Genomic DNA, 16,771 nt, shown 5'->3' with positions numbered 1-16,771 from the left:
GCGACGCCATCGAGCCCGCGGCAATCGAGCGCGGCCGCGACCGGCAGCTCGTTACCGAACGTCACGTCCAGCACCTCGCCGCGCCTGAAGCGGAGGTCGCCGCTGCCGAGCGACCAGACCGGCGTCTCCGGTCCGGAAGGACCCGAGGCGCCTGGACCAAGCAAGATTCGGTCAGCCTTGGCCTGGAGCACGACCGCGGTCCGCCCCTGCGCCGAGCCGGTGGCCGGCCACACCGGGCAGAGCGCCGCGGCGCCGAGGCCGGCTATCAGGTCGCGCCGGGTGAGGGAAAATTCGGGACTTGCTAGGGGACTTGCCATCCGGCCGATGCGGACCATTTTCGAGTGTACCTGTCCAGTCGCGATCGGTCGCAGGGCGGGCGCTCCAGCGGCCATTTTTTTGCTGCGAACCGGTGGGCCCATGTTATAAGCCCGCCGCCCGCGGCACCGCGGCCGGATTGGATGCTTTTCACGCGGGCGTGGCGGAACTGGTAGACGCGCTGGATTTAGGTTCCAGTGACGAAAGTTGTGGGGGTTCGAGTCCCTCCGCCCGCACCAAGCGCTTACAGCGTTTGCATGACGATTTCTTGGAGAACCTTTGGCCCCGAAAGGGATGAGGGTTCGCCGAACCCACAGACGTCAGGCCGCAAGGCTCACCGTCGAACAGATTGAACACTGCCACGGCCGCTCGGGCCGCGGCAAAAGCGGAAGAAGATTGATACCATGCAGGTCACCGAGACCCTCAACGAGGGACTGAAGCACGAGTTCAAGATCAGCGTTCCGGCATCGGATCTCGATGCCAAGGCGGACGCCAAGCTGGTCGACCTCAAGGACAAGGTCCGTCTCAACGGCTTCCGTCCCGGCAAAGTGCCGGTGGCGCATCTGAAGAAAATCTACGGCCGTTCGGTGATGGCCGAGACCATCGACCAGACCATCAGCGACACCAACCGGCAGATTTTCGAAGATCGCGGCTTCCGCCTCGCCGGCGAGCCGAAGATCACCATGCCGACCGAGAAGGACCAGGTCGAGGAATTGCTGTCGGGCAAGACCGACCTGACCTACACGGTCGCGATCGAAGTCGTGCCGCCGATCCAGCTCGCCGATTTCAAATCGTTCTCGGTCGAGAAGCCTGTGGTCGATGTCGCCGACGCCGACGTCGACGAGGCCATCAAGCGCATCGCCGAGGGCAGCCGTCCGTACAATGCCAAGGCCGAGGGTGCCAAGGCGGAGAAGGGCGACCGCGTCACCATCAGCTTCAAGGGCACGATCAACGGTGAAGCCTTCGAGGGCGGGACCGGCGAGGGCATCCAGGTCGTGATCGGCGCCGGCCAGTTCATCCCGGGCTTCGAGGAGCAGCTGACCGGCATCGGCTCGGGCGAGACCCGCACGCTGAAGGTCGCGTTCCCGAAGAACTACCTCAATGAAAAGCTCGCCGGTCAGCCGGCCGAGTTCGAGACCACCGCGACGCTGATCGAGGCGCCCGGCGAGGTCACCGTCGACGACGATTTCGCCAAGACGCTTGGCCTCGAGTCGCTCGACAAGCTGAAGGAGCTGATGCGCGAGCGCCTGACGGCCGAGTTCGCCGGCGCGACCCGCCAGAAGGTCAAGCGCGCGCTGCTCGACCGCCTCGACGAGAGCCACAAATTCGAGGCACCACCGTCGCTTGTTGCCGAAGAGTTCAACCTGATGTGGAACTCGATCAAGGCCGAGATGGAGTCGTCGGGCAAGACCTTCGCCGACGAGAACACCACCGAGGATGCGGCCAAGGAAGAGTACCAGAAGATTGCCGACCGCCGCGTCCGCCTCGGGCTCGTGCTGTCGGAGATCGGCGAGAAGAACAAGATCACCGTGACCGACGATGAGGTGTCGCGCGCGGTGATCGAGCGTGCGCGCCAGGCGCCCGGCCGCGAGAAGGAAGTCTGGGACTACTACCGCAGCAACGCCCAGGCGCTGGCCCAACTTCGCGCCCCGATCTACGAGGACAAGGTCGTCGACTTCGTCCTGGAGCTCGCCAACGTGACCGAGAAGAAGGTCAGCAAGGATGAGCTGTTCAAGGATGAAGACGCCGAGAAGACTGCCCCCTAATTCCGGCACCTCGCGTTAATGATGAACTGCGAAAGCGCGCCGGAGACGGGTCCCCGTCGCTAGGCGCGCCGACGCGAATCAGCTTGAACTTCCGCGGCCTACCCGGATGGCTAGTGCGGCTGGTGCCGGTCTTGTCGGCCGGAAATTGGCCCATATCTGGGTTAAGCCTTGAGCCGAGTAGCCTTAAGCAAAGTTCTGCATCACCCCTAACCCCTGGGTTCTTTCATGCGCGATCCCGTTGAAACCTACATGAACCTCGTGCCGATGGTCGTCGAGCAGACCAATCGCGGCGAACGCGCCTACGACATTTTCTCGCGCCTTCTGAAAGAGCGCATCATCTTCGTCACCGGCCCGGTGGAAGACGGCATGTCGACGCTGATCGTCGCGCAGCTGCTGTTCCTCGAGGCCGAGAATCCGAAGAAGGAAATCTCGATGTACATCAACTCGCCGGGTGGCGTGGTGACGTCGGGTCTCGCGATCTACGACACGATGCAGTTCATTCGTCCGCCGGTATCGACGCTGTGCACGGGGCAGGCGGCATCGATGGGCTCGCTGCTGCTTGCAGCCGGCGAGAAGGACATGCGCTTCACGCTGCCGAATTCCCGCATCATGGTGCACCAGCCCTCGGGCGGCTTCCAGGGCCAGGCCACCGACATCATGCTGCACGCGCAGGAGATCCTGAATCTCAAGAAGCGCCTCAACGAGATCTACGTGAAGCATACCGGCCAGACCTACAAGGCGATTGAGGACGCGCTGGAGCGCGACAAGTTCCTCACCGCCGAGGACGCCAAGGCCTTCGGTCTCGTCGACAAGGTCATCGACAAGCGCCCCGAAGACCCGTCAGCGGCGAAGGCCGCCTGATCTGGTCAGAGATCTGGAGGCGTCGGTGTGATCTCCACATTGACGCCTCACATACCCGGCAAGCAGGACGGCGGAGTACCCCGTAAGTGCATCGGCACGGGCAGAAAGTTCCGCTTTCGTGCTCATCGGCTGGCGTGGTAATCCCGCAACGTTCCGTGGATTTCGACGTGTATTCCACGTGCGATCGTGGAAAATCACGGTATTGTCACGGTCTTGAGCCGGCCATCCGATTAGCGAATTCTTGATAGTCGGGTGCCAGCATGGTTGGCTGTGATGCATCGGCTATGATCGCGGAGATTCGAATAAACCGTGATTGGAACGGTCAGTATTGCGTAGGGTCTTTTTTGGTACGGAATTTGCTCTATCTACCCAAGACCCCGGTTTTGTGCCGGATTGGGTCGATCTGGCAAACAAGATCGAACGGCGGACGGAGATAATGAATGAGTAAGGTCGGCACGAGCGACGCCAAGAACACGCTATACTGCTCGTTCTGCGGCAAGAGCCAGCATGAAGTTCGCAAGCTGATTGCCGGACCGACTGTCTTCATTTGCGACGAATGTGTCGAACTCTGCATGGACATCATTCGCGAGGAGAACAAATCCTCGCTGGTGAAGTCGCGCGACGGCATCCCGACGCCGAAGGAGATCTGCAAGGTCCTGGACGACTACGTGATCGGCCAGAGCCATGCCAAGAAGGTGCTGTCGGTCGCCGTCCACAATCACTACAAGCGGCTTAACCATCAGACCAAGCACAACGACGTCGAGCTGGCGAAGTCGAACATCCTGCTGATCGGTCCGACCGGTTCGGGCAAGACGCTGCTCGCGCAGACGCTGGCCCGCATCCTCGACGTTCCCTTCACCATGGCTGACGCGACGACGTTGACCGAAGCCGGCTATGTCGGCGAGGACGTCGAGAACATCATCCTGAAGCTGCTGCAGGCCGCCGACTACAACGTCGAGCGCGCCCAGCGTGGCATCGTCTACATCGACGAAATCGACAAGATCAGCCGCAAGTCGGACAATCCCTCGATCACCCGCGACGTGTCGGGCGAGGGCGTCCAGCAGGCGCTGCTGAAGATCATGGAAGGCACGGTGGCGTCGGTCCCGCCGCAGGGCGGCCGCAAGCATCCGCAGCAGGAGTTCCTTCAGGTGGATACCACCAACATCCTGTTCATCTGCGGCGGTGCGTTCTCGGGCCTCGAGAAGATCATCTCCGCGCGCGGCCGTTCGACCTCGATCGGCTTCGCGGCTCAGGTGCTGGCGCCGGAAGACCGCCGCACCGGCGAGATATTCCGTCACGTCGAGCCGGAGGATCTGCTGAAGTACGGCCTGATCCCGGAGTTCGTCGGCCGTCTGCCCGTCGTCGCGACGCTGGAGGACCTCGACGAGGCCTCGCTGAAGAAGATCCTGACCGATCCGAAGAACGCGCTGGTGAAACAGTACCAGCGGCTGTTCGAGATGGAGAACATCGAGCTCACCTTTGCCGACGAGGCGCTTGGCGCGGTCGCCCGCAAGGCGATCGAGCGCAAGACCGGTGCGCGCGGCCTGCGGTCGATCCTGGAGAGCATCCTGCTCGAGACCATGTTCGACCTCCCGGGCCTGGAAGGCGTCGAGGAAGTCGTGATCTCGCGCGAAGTGGTCGAGGGAACGGCCCGTCCGCTCTACATCTACGCGGATCGTTCCGACCGCGCCGTCGAGAGCAGCGCGAGCGCGTAAACAGCGCTCGTCTCGACCCGCCAAAAATGCACGGCTGCCGGGCGATCCGGCGGCCGCTGTGGCGCAGCAGCAGCGCCCCTTGCGGCGTCGCAGTAAATGCCTGTTTAGCCTATATTTCCCGGCACTTCTCAGACTTGACACCCCCCTGCCTGATAGCCACCTAATGCTATCGGCGAGGGATCTCATGCGTTGAGATTCGTCGCTTCACGATGCGGAATAAGCGGCTGCTGACGGCAATCTCGTTCCGGATCACCAAGGCACCTTGTGGCGGTTGCGCGAGCAGGCGGACTGCGTGCAAGGGGGCAAAACAAAAGGAATAGGCCATGACGACCTCAAAACCCCGGCCAACGATCGTCCACGGCGAAAGCCACTCCTATCCGGTGCTGCCGCTCCGCGACATCGTCGTCTTCCCGCACATGATCGTGCCGCTGTTCGTCGGCCGCGAGAAATCGATCCGCGCCCTCGAAGAGGTGATGAAGAACGATGCGCTGATCATGCTCGCGACGCAGAAGAACGCGTCCGATGACGATCCGGCACCCGATTCAATTTACGAGACCGGTACGCTCGCCAGCGTTCTGCAGCTCCTGAAGCTACCCGACGGCACCGTGAAGGTGCTGGTCGAGGGCCTCGAGCGGGCGCGCGTCGAGAAGTATTCCGATCGCAGCGAATATTACGAAGCGACCGCGGTTGCGCTCGCCGACACTGACGCCACCTCGGTCGAGGCCGAGGCGCTGGCGCGTTCGGTCGTGTCCGACTTCGAAAGCTATGTGAAGCTGAACAAGAAGATCTCCGCCGAAGTCGTCGGCGTGGTTCAGGCGATCACCGATTTCGCCAAGCTCGGCGACACCGTCGCCTCGCATCTCGCGGTCAAGATTGCCGATCGGCAAGCGATCCTGGAGACGTTGTCCGTCACGCAGCGCCTGGAGAAGGTGCTGGGCCTGATGGAGAGCGAGATCTCGGTGTTGCAGGTCGAGAAGCGGATCCGCTCGCGCGTCAAGCGCCAGATGGAGAAGACCCAGCGCGAGTATTACCTGAACGAGCAGATGAAGGCGATCCAGAAGGAGCTCGGCGACGACGAAGGTCGCGACGAGTTGGCCGATCTGGAGGAGAAGATCTCCAAGACCAAGCTGTCCAAGGAAGCACGCGAGAAGGCGCAGCACGAGCTGAAGAAGCTGCGCCAGATGTCGCCGATGTCCGCGGAAGCAACCGTCGTGCGCAACTATCTGGATTGGCTGCTGTCGATCCCGTGGGGCAAGAAGTCCAAGGTCAAGAAGGACCTCGAGGCCGCGCAGGCGGTCCTGGACTCCGATCACTACGGGCTCGAGAAGGTCAAGGACCGTATCGTCGAGTATCTCGCCGTGCAGTCGCGCGCCAACAAGCTGACCGGACCGATCCTGTGCCTGGTCGGGCCTCCCGGCGTCGGCAAGACCTCGCTCGGCAAGTCGATCGCGAAGGCGACCGGCCGTGAGTTCGTGCGCGTGTCGCTCGGCGGCGTGCGTGACGAGGCCGAGATCCGCGGTCATCGCCGCACCTATATCGGCTCGATGCCCGGCAAGATCATCCAGTCGATGCGGAAGGCGAAGACCTCGAATCCGCTGTTCCTGCTGGACGAGATCGACAAGATGGGCGCCGATTTCCGCGGCGATCCGTCGTCGGCGCTGCTTGAGGTCCTGGACCCCGAGCAGAACTCGACCTTCAACGACCACTACCTGGAGGTCGACTACGACCTGTCCAACGTGATGTTCATCACGACCGCGAATACGCTGAATATTCCGGGGCCGTTGATGGACCGCATGGAGATCATCCGGATCGCCGGTTACACGGAGAACGAGAAGGTCGAGATCGCGCGCAAGCATCTGATCCCGAGCGCGCTCTCCAAGCACGGTCTGGACTCCAAGGAATGGTCGATCGACGACGCGGCCTTGCTCTTGATGATCCGCCGCTACACCCGCGAAGCGGGGGTGCGTAACCTGGAGCGTGAGCTCTCCACACTGGCCCGCAAGGCGGTGAAGGAGCTGATGATCTCCAAGAAGAAGTCGGTGAAGGTCACCGAGGCGAATATCGAAGAGTTCCTCGGCGTTCCGAAGTATCGCTTCGGCGAGATCGACGACGAGGATCAGGTCGGTATCGTCACCGGTCTGGCCTGGACCGATGTCGGCGGCGAGCTGTTGACCATTGAAGGCGTCATGATGCCCGGCAAGGGCAAGATGACCGTCACGGGCAACCTGCGCGACGTGATGAAGGAATCGATCTCGGCGGCGGCGTCCTACGTCCGCTCGCGCGCGATCACCTACGGCATCGAACCGCCGATGTTCGACAGGCGTGACATCCACGTTCACGTGCCGGAGGGCGCTACGCCGAAGGACGGTCCGTCTGCCGGCGTGGCGATGGCCACCGCGATCATTTCGGTCATGACCGGCATTCCGGTCCGCCACGATGTCGCGATGACCGGCGAGATCACGCTGCGTGGTCGCGTGCTGCCGATCGGCGGCCTGAAGGAGAAGCTCCTGGCTGCCGCGCGCGGTGGCATCAAGACGGTGCTGATCCCGGAGGACAACGCCAAGGATCTCACGGAGATTTCCGATGCGATCAAGGGCGGCATGGAGATCATTCCGGTCTCGCGGCTGGATGAGGTCGTTGCCAAGGCGCTGGTCCGCGTGCCCGCGCCGATCGTCTGGGAAGAGGAGACCAGCAAGGTCGACGTCAAGCCCGACGCTTCGGATGAAGCCTCCGGCGGCCTGACGGCGCACTGAAGCAAGCTCCGGTCGAAATAAGAAACGGCGCCTTCGGGCGCCGTTTTTGTTTGGTGGTTCGCCGAGGACTTCGAGCAGCCGGGCGAGCGATTATTCCTTTTTCTCGACCACGAAATTGCCGATCGCGCCGAGTGCCATCAGCACGCTGGTACCGAGGAATACCGCGCGCATGCCGATATGGCCGCCGATGAATCCGCCGGCGAGCGGGCCGATCACCTGGCCGGCATACTGCGCCGAGATCGAATAGCCCAGCATGCTGCCGGTGACCGCATCGGGCACGTTGTGCCGGATCACGCTTGCGATGCACGGCAAGAGACCGCCGAGCGCGAGCCCCATCAGGAAGCGAAGCAAGATCAGTTGCCAGCCGCTGACCACGAAGGCCTGCGGGATCAGCAGCAGCGCCGAGACGGCAAGACAGACGGTGATGATCCGCCAGTGGCCGACACGATCGGCGAGCTTGCCGAGATGCGACGACGACAGCAGGCTGCCGAACGCCGCCGCCGACATCACGAGACCGGCCACGAACGTCACCTGCGGCGCCTCGACCAATTGGGCGACATAGACCGTGATGATCGGCTCGATCGACATGTTGGCGATCATCAGCAGCAGGCCCGTTCCCCACATCGCGACGACAGGACGCTTGTCTGGAACGAGCGCCCAGCCGCCCTGCGCTTTGCTGCCTTTCGCGGCCTTCGGACGCGCATCCTCGCGGATCAGGAAGGTCGTGCCGAGGAAGGTGAAGAAGATGACGCCGCCGATCAGGAAGAAGGTGGCGCGGATGCTGATCAGGCCCGGCAGGACGCCGCCGATCAAGGGACCGACCAGGCTGCCGGCCATGATGCCGGCCGACAGCACGCCGATCGCCCAGCCGGATCGCGCTTTCGGCGTCTGCGCCGCGATCAGCACGGTCGAGCCCGAGGCGTAGCCGCCGAGCAGGCCGGTCAGCAGCCGCAAGCCCACCAGCTCATAGACATTGTGCGCCATGCCGATCAGCGACATGGCAATCGCCATGCCGAGGCTGGCGCGGATCAGCATCAGCTTGCGACCGTAACGATCGGCGAGCCGGCCCCACAGCGGCGCTGTCAACGCCGCGCTGAAGAAAGTTGAGCCATAGGCGACGCCCGACCATTGCACGATGGCGGCGTGGTCCGCGACGCCGAGCTGCTCGACATAAAGCGGCAGGAACGGCAGCAGCAGCGTCATCCCCACGATTGTCGTGAACGAGCCGAAGACGCAGACGATCAGGTTGCGCCTCCAGGGGCCCGCGTCGAGCAGTGCCTCGCGATCGACTTCCATGTTCATGTCAGCGCAGCCCGATGACGGCGAAGCCGCGTGCGCGTAGGCCGCGACGGTCTTCATTCAGCGAACGGAGCAGGCGATCGCGGGTGTCGGTGATGTGATCGGCCGCCTCGCGCGCGGCCGCTTCCGGATCGTTGGCCTTGATGAAGCCGAGAATGCGCCGGTGCTCGCGCCAGGCCTGCTCGCGAGAGGGTTCGGTCCACACCTCCAGCCAGCGCGCCCGCGACAGCCGCGTCATGGCGCCGGCGATCGCCTTGACGATGAAGGGGTTGCCGGAGAGGCGCGCGATCTCGACATGGAAATCGGTGCCGACCCGGTGCCATTCCTCGCGCGGCGCGCCGGATTGACAGGCATCCAGCATCTCTTCGACGCCGGCGATGTCGGTCTCGCTCGCCCGCGCGCAGGCAAAGCGGACGGCCGTCGTCTCCAGGGGAATCCGGAACTCCGCCAACGCCTCCAGCTCACCGAGGTCGATCGGCGCGACGATCCAGTTGCGGCCATCGCGGCGGACCAGCTCTTCGCCTTCGAGCCGCACCAGCGCGGCGCGGATCGGCGTGCGCGATCCCTCGAAGCGGCTCTCCAGCCAGCGCTCGGTCAGCCGCTCGCCGGGGCCAAGGTCGAGGGAGAGGATCATCTCCCGGAGCTGGTCGTGGATCTGGAGCATCTGCGACATTTGGGGGGCGTCCTCAAGGGCTGTCGGTCGACATATCCCGAATTGGTATCCCAAACAAGACCGATCCGGGATACCAGGAATGCCCGAGAGGCGGCCGGGAAGCCGGGCGCGGATGATGGAACCCGTCTCCGGCGAGTTCGCTTGTTTGACGGAATAGGGAGACCGCCAAATGCATATCGACGGGCAATGCCATTGCGGAGCCGTGACCTACGAGGCCGAGATCGATCCCGAGCGCGTGTCGATCTGCCATTGCACCGACTGCCAGGCACTGACCGGCTCGCCGTATCGGGTCACGGTGATCTGCGCCGCCGAGCAGGTCAGGCTGACTGGACCGGCGCCGAAAGTGTACGGCAAGACGGGCGACAACGGCCGGATCCGCTTCCAGCATTTCTGTGGCGACTGCGGTTCTCCCTTGTTCACGAGCGGCGAGGAGGGCGGACCCGACGACTGGGGCATCCGCTGGGGCAGCATTCGCCAGCGCGGCCAATTGACCCCGCGACGCCAGGTCTGGTGTCGTTCCGCCGCACCATGGAGCAGTGATCTCAAAGGATTGCCGGCGCGGCCCAACGACTGAAGCCCAGGGATTGAGGCTCTGCGACCTTGCGCCTGAGGGGCGGGCGAGGCTAAAGAGGCGCGCAGGTAAGGGCGGCTAGCTCAGCTGGTTAGAGCATCTCGTTTACACCGAGAGGGTCGGGAGTTCGAATCTCTCGCCGCCTACCAGCCTTCGCACCTCACGGGCTACGGCTGGGCAAGCCAGCCATTGCGGATGAAATCATCCACTTGTTCCGTGCCGCAGGGCGAAGGCTGTCGCGCCGAAGCTCGAAGAGCGCAGGCGGACCGGCTCTCTCTGGCAGCCCATCGCTTTATTGCTGAAGCATCCTGATCGTCGAGATCGGCCACTTCCCGATGTGCCCCCTGATCGAGATACGCAACCCATGGGACTCGTCGAGGAACACGCCGTCGACGGTCCCCGCAGTTCCATCGGTGAGAACCGCAGCTCGTCCGACCAGCTCCGCCTCCGCTTGCACGTGCTCGCGCAGGATGACGATGGCGCGGTGTTTCACGAGCTGCAAGGCGGCCTCTGGCTGATGAGCCCTACGTAGTAAGGCCATTGCTTGGCCCTCGTTGCGCGCGTGGATAGGGCGCGATCCCGGCCGTGGGGTAGTCTCGATGGGGTGGCCGGGACCGCGCTTGCTCCACGCTGGCGTGGCAAATGTTATTCGATGGCGCATCGTGCGAAAGGTGCCGAAAGTCACGCACGCAGGTTTGATGCCGACGCTGCAGCGATGCTATTGTCTCCGCCTAACCGGGAACTTGAAGCATGCGCAAACTCGCCGCGATTTTTCTTCTCGCCATGATTGCCGGACCTGCTTTCGCGCAGTCGGATCACGTCCAGCGCTACCGCGAAGAAGTCGAGAAGTCGCCGGCCGATACGGCCAACGAGGCACGGCAGCAGCGGGCCTACCAGCGTGCGCTCAGCGGCGTGCCGGACCAGAAGCCGACCGATCCGTGGGGCATCACGCGCAGTGACGGGCAGGCCGCCCCCAAGGCGAATGCTGCAAAGACGAAGCAGGCCAAGCCGACGAGCGCAGCGGCCAAATGACCTCCGAGCGCGGACCCGGTCGATGAAGTACTACCTTTGCAAATTGACCGGACCGCGCCCGACCTTCCCGCAGGACATGACGCCGCAGGAAGCAGCGATCATGCAGGCGCACGTCGCCTATTGCGGCGAGCTGCTGCAAGCCGGCAAGGCGCTGGTCTTCGGGCCGGTCGCCGATCCTGCGGGCGTCTGGGGGCTCGGCGTGCTGCAATTGTCCGATGATGCCGACCCGCACGAGATCGTCGCCAACGATCCCGTCACCAGGGCCAATGCCGGATTCACCTATCAAGTGATGCCGATGCTGCGCGCTGCGACGCGCGACAGCTGCTAAAGCATGATCCTGTACAGTGCGAAGCAGTTTTCCCTCGCGACGAACGCGAACGCGTTTGCGCGGAGATCAGGCTCGCATACGAAACGACGGAAGCTCCTCAACAAGGTTTGGATCGCATGAACGCAGGCCATCCGCAGAACGCCGATCAGATTGCATATTGGAACGGCCCGGGCGGTCAGCGCTGGGCCACACGGCAGGCCGCGCAGGACATCGTGCTGCAGCCGGTGCTCGACCTCCTGATCGATCGCGCCGCCCCGAAGGCCGGCGATCGCATCGTCGATGTCGGCTGCGGCAGCGGTGCCACGACATTCGCGCTGGCGTCGAAGGTCGCGCCCGCCGGCCACGTGCTTGGCGTTGACGTCTCGGAGCCGATGCTGACGCGGGCAAGGCAGAGCGCGCCGCAGGGATTGCAGGTCGAGTTCACGCTTGCCGATGCGACCGTCTATCCGTTCGCCCCCGAGAGTTTTGATCTGTTGGCCTCGCGCTTCGGCGTGATGTTCTTTGCCGATCCCGCTGCATCCTTTGCCAATCTGCACAAGGCGATGAAGCCGACGGGCCGTCTTGCCTTCGCCTGCTGGCAGGAGCCGCGCGAAAATCCGTTCTTCATGGCGCCGCTGCAGGCGGTCTACAAGCACGTGCTGAAACTGCCCCAGCTCGGGCCTGAGGATCCCGGTCCGTTCTCGTTTGCCTCCGAAGCTCGGGTGAAACGGATACTGAGCGAAGCGGGCTTCTCCGGCATCGCGATGGAGCCGTGCAAGGTCGAGCTCGATGTCGCGACCGGACGCGGCATGGATGCGGCGATCCAGGGCGCGCTCGAGATCGGGCCGGCCAGCCGTGCCCTGGAAGGCCATCCGGATGAGGTGCGCTCCGCCGCGATCGCCTCGATGCGCGAAGCGTTGGCGCCCTTCGTCAAGGGCGATTCCGTGCTGCTGCCGGGCGCGATCTGGATCGTGACGGCGCGGGCCTGATCAGGCCCGCTCTTCCCAGATCATCGCGAGATGAACGATGGTCTGCACGGCCTTTTCCATGTCCTGACGACTGACCCATTCGAGCCGCGAATGGAAAGCATGCTCGCCCGCGAAGACGTTGGGGCAGGGCAGACCCATGAAGGACAGCCGCGAACCATCCGTGCCGCCGCGGATCGAGGTCTTGACCGGCGTCAGGCCGGCGCGCTCGATCGCCTCGATCGCGTAGGCGACGATCCGGGGGTGGCGATCGATCACCTCTTTCATGTTGCGGTATTGCTGCTTGACCTCCATGCGGTAGGTCGAGCGCGGATATCCCTTCATGACATCTTTCACGATGTCGTCGAGCAGCGCTTCCTTCTGCTTCAGGCCGGCCTCGGTGAAGTCGCGCACGATGAAATCGATCCGCGCGTTCTCCAGCGCTCCCGAGATCGCGACAGGATGCAGAAAGCCTTCCTTGCCTTCGGTGGTCTCGGGCGAACAATGATCCTTCGGCAGGCGATCGACGATCGCGGCGGCGATCTTGATCGCGTGCTCCATCTTGCCCTTGGCGAAGCCCGGATGGGTCGCGACGCCTTCGATGATGATGCTGGCGCCGTCGGCCGAGAAGGTCTCGTCCTCGATGTGGCCGGCGGTCTCGCCGTCCATGGTGTAGCCGAAATCGGCGCCGAGCTTCTTGATGTCGACCTTGTCGACGCCGCGGCCGATCTCCTCGTCCGGCGTGAACAGGATCTTGATGGTGCCGTGCTTTACCTGCGGATTGGTGATCAGGAAATGCGCGGCATCCATGATCTCGGCGAGGCCGGCCTTGTTGTCGGCGCCGAGCAGGGTGGTGCCGTCGGTCGTGATGATGTCGTTGCCGATCTGGTCGGCCAGCGCTTCATGCTCGGCGGCGCGGATCACCTGCGAGGCGTCGGCCGGGAGCACGATGTCGCCGCCGGCATAATTCTTCACGACCTGCGGCCTGACGTTCTTGCCGGTGCAGTCGGGTGAGGTGTCCATGTGCGAGCAGAAGCAGATCACCGGCACGCTCTTGTCGGTGTTGGCCGGAATCGTCGCATAGACGTAGCCGTGTGGATCAAGATGCGCGTCCGATATGCCCATCGCCTGCAATTCGGTGACCAGGAGGCGACCGAGATTCTTCTGCTTCTCGGTGGAGGGCGTGGTGGGTGAATCCGGGTCGGACTGGGTGTCGATCACGACATAGCGCAGGAAGCGCTCGGTGACGGTGTGCTTGAAGTCGAGAGCCGGTGCCAGCATGAAGACCGCGCAAGGTGGGGAACGGGAATAAAGCGCCTGGGCGAAGGTGGTTCGCGCAAGCAAGACGCATCAAGGCAGAACTCTATAACAGAAAAGCGCCACTCCGGGGCTGCGCACGAGCCGGAATGGCGCCTGGTATCGACGGAGAGTTAAGCGCCTCAGACGGCTTCCTTCAGCTCCTTGGCGGCGCGGAAGGCCACCTTCTTGCTCGCCTTGATGTGGATCTGCTCGCCGGTCGCCGGGTTGCGGCCCATGCGGGCGGCGCGCTTGCGGACCTGGAGGATGCCGAGGCCGACGATGCGAATCCGCTCGCCCTTCTTGAGGTGCTTGGTGATCCGGGTGACCATGTCGGTCAGGATCGCCTCGGCCTGCTTCTTGGACAGCTCCTGCTCTTCGGCGATGGCCGCCGCCAGGTGCTTCAGCGTGATCGTCGCCGGGGTCGCTGCTTTCTTCGCCATGTGTGGCCCTCCTCATTGCTGAATGTCGTTGCTGAATGGCTGGATTGCTGCTTTCACGCGAATGGCGCGCCGTTCGCGTCGGGAAATTGCGTCCGGAGAGGTCCTGAAAACCGCCGGTCCTGGGAACGGGCAGCGCCGGGCTGGCCACAGGAAACCCAGACGTATCAGGCCTTATTCGATTCGGGGCTTTGCTGACACCACCGTTTCCCCTGAAAACAGGCGACAACTAGCGCCCGCGGCCTAAAAATGGCTGCGCTGTGCAGGGATCCGCAACGTGCTTGACTATCGGGATGCGGGCCTTTATGCCCTCGATCCTGCGCGGATCAATCGACGATCGGCATCCGCGGGAGTAGCTCAGTTGGTTAGAGCGCCGCCCTGTCACGGCGGAGGCCGCGGGTTCGAGTCCCGTCTCTCGCGCCAGTCTTATCAAGCACTTAGCCCAAATTCCAGATTTGAGACGTGTCACGCGGTGCGCCGTCATGGCACTTTTGAACGCGCCTTTGCCTGGGGCTGCAACAGCATCATGGAACGCGAGGGCAACTCCGCGCCGACGCTCGCGATTGCTCAGACGATCTCGATCGCCGGGTCGCTCCCGGCAGTCGCCTGATCATCGTTCACGCGTGCAATCTGGCATTCCGCCACGCCTGACACGATCAGCCACGTATCCGGCTTCGCGCCTTCTCCAATCACGACCGTTGCGTCCTGATCCGGGAGTGCCTGGAGCACCTGGATGAGCTCGCGGACTTTCATCGACATGCTTCCTGGAGGCTGGCCAACTGGTTCGCCTCGCACACCAGCATCACGTGCGCCGATGCGGTAGTGACTATCGCCATCCAGACCAATGAGAAGCTGACGTGCGGCAGGTCTCGGTTCATCTCACCAGCGTAACGCGCGAGCCTGACGCCAACCTTACCCGTGTGACGGCTGAAGTCGGTCACCGATGCACCGACCATGGAACGGATCAAATACTGCGGATAGGCATCGTTCTGAATTGCTCCCGGTGACAGTGGTCACGACGACTTGGAGCGGAACGACGCCAGCGGTTCCATCGTCTTCCGGAACTCACATGCTTTCGATGCGTCTTAAAGTCGCCGGAGAAACGAGACAGTCTCGAACAATGCAATTGGCGCGGGCGAGGGCTGATGAAACGACCATAGCACGGAGGCGTGTCGATGAACTGGAGTTCGTGGCTCACCGAATACTACAACGACGAACTGGAAAAGGCGGATGCCGCCTGCCGAAGGGGAGAGTCGGTATACGAGGCACTCAAATGGATCGACGATCCGTATCTGTGGAATGTGCTGCTCTGGAAGGAATATGATGGCTTCAAGGCGATCAAGGCCGCTATTCCCGATCCACCCGATGCCGGGACCCAGAAAAACTGGAGCGGTCGTTCCGGGATGGAGCTCGGTGCCGCCGTCATCGAAACCTATCGTCTCCTGCACGACAAGCTCAGGCGCCATCTGGACAAGCCATTCGATGAGTGCTCCGTGCTGGACTATGGTTGCGGCTGGGGGAGTGTGCTCCGCTATTTCATGAAGGACGTGCCGCTGCGCAATCTGCACGGGTGCGATCCTCACAAAGGCATCATCCAGGTCGCGCAACGCTCCAACCCGGGTGCCGATATCGTGGTGTCGGACAGCCTGCCGAGACGTCTTCCGTTCAACGAGAAATTCGACGTGGCTTACGCCTTGTCGATCTGGACGCACCTCTCGCCTGCTGCGAGCGAGGTATGTTTGGACGCCGTCCACGCCTCTCTGGAGAATCGTGGTCTGTTTCTGCTCACCATTCGACCGCCGGCATACGCATTCTATGAGCCGATCTCCAAATTGCCTGGCTGGGATCAGCAAAAAATCGCGGAGACCGTGGCGCGAGATGGATTCTACTTCTATCCCCAAAGCTATCCGGTCGACGGCGAAATGACCTATGGCGAGACGATCATTTCCAAACGGTACATCGAGACGCACTGGACCGACCGTTTTGATCTTATCGACGTCGGCATGAACGGGATATCGCCGTATCAGAGCATCATCGTGCTCCGAAAGAAGTGAGGCATGTCTTCAGTTTTTCGGCAACGTCGTGCCGCGGCAGGATGCGAAAAAATCAGGCCGCGACACCGACGGCATTGATGGGCAGCGTTGACTGTCGCCGATGACGCGACGCTGCCGCCTGCTGTTCGGGCGTCAGCCACCACAGCAGGAACAGCAAAGCAACTCCATTCGACAGCAGGCCTGTCGTGAGCGGCACGTTCATGATCGCCTGAACGGCGATGCCGGACGACACAGCGATGAAGCGCGGCGGGAGATGCCGCGAGACCATCGATCCGATCGACAGGATCAGGCCGCACGCCAGCGCCGGCCGCGCGACGGCGTTGCGGGCTGCGCCATAGGGATTGCCGAGATTGGCACCGTAGGAGATGTCGCCGATCAGCACGGCGAAGGACGACACCAGCAGCAGCGGCGCGACACGCTCAATGGTGGCGCCCGACCGGACGGTCTGTCACCGCGGCGCCGCATTAGGTTCACAGACAGCAACAGCTTGCCTTGATCAGGCAAAGAAGGCGGCGACAGCGTTCAGGTCGGATTGGCCGGGAACGTCCCCGCGCAGATTGGCGTCGATGATGCGGCGGCAGGCGTCCACCGTCGGGGTATCGCCCAGTTCATTGGCAGCCTCGAGGATCGACCAGACCGTCTCCATTGGAACGTCGTTCTGCATGGTTGCCTTCGGATCTGACAGCATCGGCGGTGCCGGGGGCTAGAATTCGAACAGGTCGCG

17 protein-coding genes, 3 tRNA genes and 1 pseudogene are annotated in these 16,771 nt (G+C 63.1%); 12 read left to right on the top strand and 9 right to left on the bottom strand.

Annotated features, from left to right (window positions below; translation table 11 throughout):
- Nucleotides 1–317 (bottom strand): annotated as a pseudogene (locus H8A92_RS34445) (copper oxidase); the annotation flags it as partial.
- A 152-nt stretch (nucleotides 318–469) separates the two neighbouring features.
- On the opposite strand from H8A92_RS34445, the gene H8A92_RS34440 reads away from it, so the two are divergent.
- From H8A92_RS34440 to lon, 5 genes are all read left to right on the top strand, one after another.
- Nucleotides 470–554 (top strand) — tRNA-Leu (locus tag H8A92_RS34440).
- A 165-nt stretch (nucleotides 555–719) separates the two neighbouring features.
- The gene (tig, locus tag H8A92_RS34435) at nucleotides 720–2,081 is read left to right on the top strand and encodes a trigger factor (RefSeq protein WP_229199801.1); all 1,362 of its coding nucleotides are present in this window, start codon (nucleotides 720–722) and stop codon (nucleotides 2,079–2,081) included.
- 225 nt (nucleotides 2,082–2,306) lie between these two features.
- Nucleotides 2,307–2,942, top strand: coding sequence for an ATP-dependent Clp protease proteolytic subunit (locus H8A92_RS34430; protein WP_021079148.1), 636 nt, complete (start codon nucleotides 2,307–2,309; stop codon nucleotides 2,940–2,942).
- Between the two features lie 440 nt (nucleotides 2,943–3,382).
- Nucleotides 3,383–4,657: an ATP-dependent Clp protease ATP-binding subunit ClpX gene (gene clpX, locus H8A92_RS34425; protein ID WP_024583449.1), complete on the top strand. Its 1,275-nt coding sequence runs from the start codon at nucleotides 3,383–3,385 to the stop codon at nucleotides 4,655–4,657.
- Nucleotides 4,658–4,980: 323 nt separating this feature from the next.
- On the top strand, nucleotides 4,981–7,410 hold the full coding sequence (gene lon, locus H8A92_RS34420; protein ID WP_229199800.1) for an endopeptidase La: 2,430 nt from the start codon (nucleotides 4,981–4,983) through the stop codon (nucleotides 7,408–7,410).
- A 90-nt stretch (nucleotides 7,411–7,500) separates the two neighbouring features.
- On the opposite strand, the gene H8A92_RS34415 is transcribed toward lon, so the two are convergent.
- Both H8A92_RS34415 and H8A92_RS34410 read right to left on the bottom strand, forming a co-directional pair.
- Complete coding sequence (locus tag H8A92_RS34415) at nucleotides 7,501–8,712, bottom strand: MFS transporter (protein ID WP_229199799.1); 1,212 nt, start codon at nucleotides 8,710–8,712, stop codon at nucleotides 7,501–7,503.
- A gap of 1 nt (nucleotide 8,713) precedes the next feature.
- Nucleotides 8,714–9,382, bottom strand: coding sequence for a GntR family transcriptional regulator (locus tag H8A92_RS34410; protein ID WP_229199798.1), 669 nt, complete (start codon nucleotides 9,380–9,382; stop codon nucleotides 8,714–8,716).
- A gap of 169 nt (nucleotides 9,383–9,551) precedes the next feature.
- Between H8A92_RS34410 and H8A92_RS34405 the strand changes: the two genes are divergently transcribed.
- Nucleotides 9,552–9,956 carry a GFA family protein gene (locus H8A92_RS34405; protein WP_229199797.1) on the top strand — a complete coding sequence of 135 codons (405 nt, stop codon included), beginning with the start codon at nucleotides 9,552–9,554 and terminating at the stop codon, nucleotides 9,954–9,956.
- A 69-nt stretch (nucleotides 9,957–10,025) separates the two neighbouring features.
- Nucleotides 10,026–10,102 (top strand) — tRNA-Val (locus H8A92_RS34400).
- A 143-nt stretch (nucleotides 10,103–10,245) separates the two neighbouring features.
- Here H8A92_RS34400 and H8A92_RS34395 read toward each other — a convergent pair.
- Nucleotides 10,246–10,455, bottom strand: coding sequence for a PRC-barrel domain containing protein (locus tag H8A92_RS34395; protein WP_163152485.1), 210 nt, complete (start codon nucleotides 10,453–10,455; stop codon nucleotides 10,246–10,248).
- Nucleotides 10,456–10,703: 248 nt separating this feature from the next.
- On the opposite strand from H8A92_RS34395, the gene H8A92_RS34390 reads away from it, so the two are divergent.
- The 3 genes from H8A92_RS34390 (at nucleotide 10,704) to H8A92_RS34380 (ending at nucleotide 12,281) form a co-directional block, all read left to right on the top strand.
- Nucleotides 10,704–10,985 carry a hypothetical protein gene (locus tag H8A92_RS34390; RefSeq protein ID WP_229188083.1) on the top strand — a complete coding sequence of 94 codons (282 nt, stop codon included), beginning with the start codon at nucleotides 10,704–10,706 and terminating at the stop codon, nucleotides 10,983–10,985.
- A gap of 22 nt (nucleotides 10,986–11,007) precedes the next feature.
- A complete protein-coding gene (locus H8A92_RS34385; RefSeq protein ID WP_229199796.1) occupies nucleotides 11,008–11,313 on the top strand; it encodes a YciI family protein in 306 nt (101 codons plus the stop codon).
- Nucleotides 11,314–11,429: 116 nt separating this feature from the next.
- A complete protein-coding gene (locus tag H8A92_RS34380; RefSeq protein WP_229199795.1) occupies nucleotides 11,430–12,281 on the top strand; it encodes a class I SAM-dependent methyltransferase in 852 nt (283 codons plus the stop codon).
- On the opposite strand, the gene pepT is transcribed toward H8A92_RS34380, so the two are convergent.
- Nucleotides 12,282–13,538, bottom strand: a complete 1,257-nt coding sequence (pepT, locus tag H8A92_RS34375) for a peptidase T (protein WP_229199794.1) — start codon at nucleotides 13,536–13,538, stop codon at nucleotides 12,282–12,284.
- Nucleotides 13,539–13,696: 158 nt separating this feature from the next.
- On the bottom strand, nucleotides 13,697–13,996 hold the full coding sequence (locus tag H8A92_RS34370) for an HU family DNA-binding protein (RefSeq protein WP_016847738.1): 300 nt from the start codon (nucleotides 13,994–13,996) through the stop codon (nucleotides 13,697–13,699).
- A 343-nt stretch (nucleotides 13,997–14,339) separates the two neighbouring features.
- Between H8A92_RS34370 and H8A92_RS34365 the strand changes: the two genes are divergently transcribed.
- Nucleotides 14,340–14,416, top strand: a tRNA-Asp gene (locus H8A92_RS34365).
- A gap of 144 nt (nucleotides 14,417–14,560) precedes the next feature.
- Here H8A92_RS34365 and H8A92_RS34360 read toward each other — a convergent pair.
- On the bottom strand, nucleotides 14,561–14,746 hold the full coding sequence (locus H8A92_RS34360) for a hypothetical protein (RefSeq protein WP_229199793.1): 186 nt from the start codon (nucleotides 14,744–14,746) through the stop codon (nucleotides 14,561–14,563).
- 422 nt (nucleotides 14,747–15,168) lie between these two features.
- Between H8A92_RS34360 and H8A92_RS34355 the strand changes: the two genes are divergently transcribed.
- Complete coding sequence (locus H8A92_RS34355) at nucleotides 15,169–16,047, top strand: class I SAM-dependent methyltransferase (protein WP_229199792.1); 879 nt, start codon at nucleotides 15,169–15,171, stop codon at nucleotides 16,045–16,047.
- 52 nt (nucleotides 16,048–16,099) lie between these two features.
- Here the strand turns inward: H8A92_RS34355 and H8A92_RS34350 are convergent, their stop codons facing one another.
- Together H8A92_RS34350 and H8A92_RS34345 are read right to left on the bottom strand one after the other, a co-directional pair.
- On the bottom strand, nucleotides 16,100–16,444 hold the full coding sequence (locus tag H8A92_RS34350) for a hypothetical protein (protein WP_229199791.1): 345 nt from the start codon (nucleotides 16,442–16,444) through the stop codon (nucleotides 16,100–16,102).
- A gap of 99 nt (nucleotides 16,445–16,543) precedes the next feature.
- Nucleotides 16,544–16,711, bottom strand: a complete 168-nt coding sequence (locus H8A92_RS34345) for a hypothetical protein (protein WP_229199790.1) — start codon at nucleotides 16,709–16,711, stop codon at nucleotides 16,544–16,546.
- Nucleotides 16,712–16,771 lie beyond the last annotated feature (60 nt).

It is taken from the genome of Bradyrhizobium acaciae, assembly GCF_020889785.1.
GTDB lineage: Bacteria > Pseudomonadota > Alphaproteobacteria > Rhizobiales > Xanthobacteraceae > Bradyrhizobium > Bradyrhizobium acaciae.
The sequence above is the reverse complement of the archived record's forward strand: the minus strand, read 5'-3'. Positions and strand labels throughout refer to the sequence as shown.

Coding starts and splice junctions, on each gene's coding strand:
- tig (WP_229199801.1), top strand. CDS start 720: ATGCAGGTCACCGAGACCCTCAACGAGGGACTGAAGCACGAGTTCAAG.
- H8A92_RS34430 (WP_021079148.1), top strand. CDS start 2,307: ATGCGCGATCCCGTTGAAACCTACATGAACCTCGTGCCGATGGTCGTC.
- clpX (WP_024583449.1), top strand. CDS start 3,383: ATGAGTAAGGTCGGCACGAGCGACGCCAAGAACACGCTATACTGCTCG.
- lon (WP_229199800.1), top strand. CDS start 4,981: ATGACGACCTCAAAACCCCGGCCAACGATCGTCCACGGCGAAAGCCAC.
- H8A92_RS34415 (WP_229199799.1), bottom strand. CDS start 8,712: ATGAACATGGAAGTCGATCGCGAGGCACTGCTCGACGCGGGCCCCTGG.
- H8A92_RS34410 (WP_229199798.1), bottom strand. CDS start 9,382: ATGTCGCAGATGCTCCAGATCCACGACCAGCTCCGGGAGATGATCCTC.
- H8A92_RS34405 (WP_229199797.1), top strand. CDS start 9,552: ATGCATATCGACGGGCAATGCCATTGCGGAGCCGTGACCTACGAGGCC.
- H8A92_RS34390 (WP_229188083.1), top strand. CDS start 10,704: ATGCGCAAACTCGCCGCGATTTTTCTTCTCGCCATGATTGCCGGACCT.
- H8A92_RS34385 (WP_229199796.1), top strand. CDS start 11,008: ATGAAGTACTACCTTTGCAAATTGACCGGACCGCGCCCGACCTTCCCG.
- H8A92_RS34380 (WP_229199795.1), top strand. CDS start 11,430: ATGAACGCAGGCCATCCGCAGAACGCCGATCAGATTGCATATTGGAAC.
- pepT (WP_229199794.1), bottom strand. CDS start 13,538: ATGCTGGCACCGGCTCTCGACTTCAAGCACACCGTCACCGAGCGCTTC.
- H8A92_RS34370 (WP_016847738.1), bottom strand. CDS start 13,996: ATGGCGAAGAAAGCAGCGACCCCGGCGACGATCACGCTGAAGCACCTG.
- H8A92_RS34360 (WP_229199793.1), bottom strand. CDS start 14,746: ATGAAAGTCCGCGAGCTCATCCAGGTGCTCCAGGCACTCCCGGATCAG.
- H8A92_RS34355 (WP_229199792.1), top strand. CDS start 15,169: ATGAACTGGAGTTCGTGGCTCACCGAATACTACAACGACGAACTGGAA.
- H8A92_RS34345 (WP_229199790.1), bottom strand. CDS start 16,711: ATGCAGAACGACGTTCCAATGGAGACGGTCTGGTCGATCCTCGAGGCT.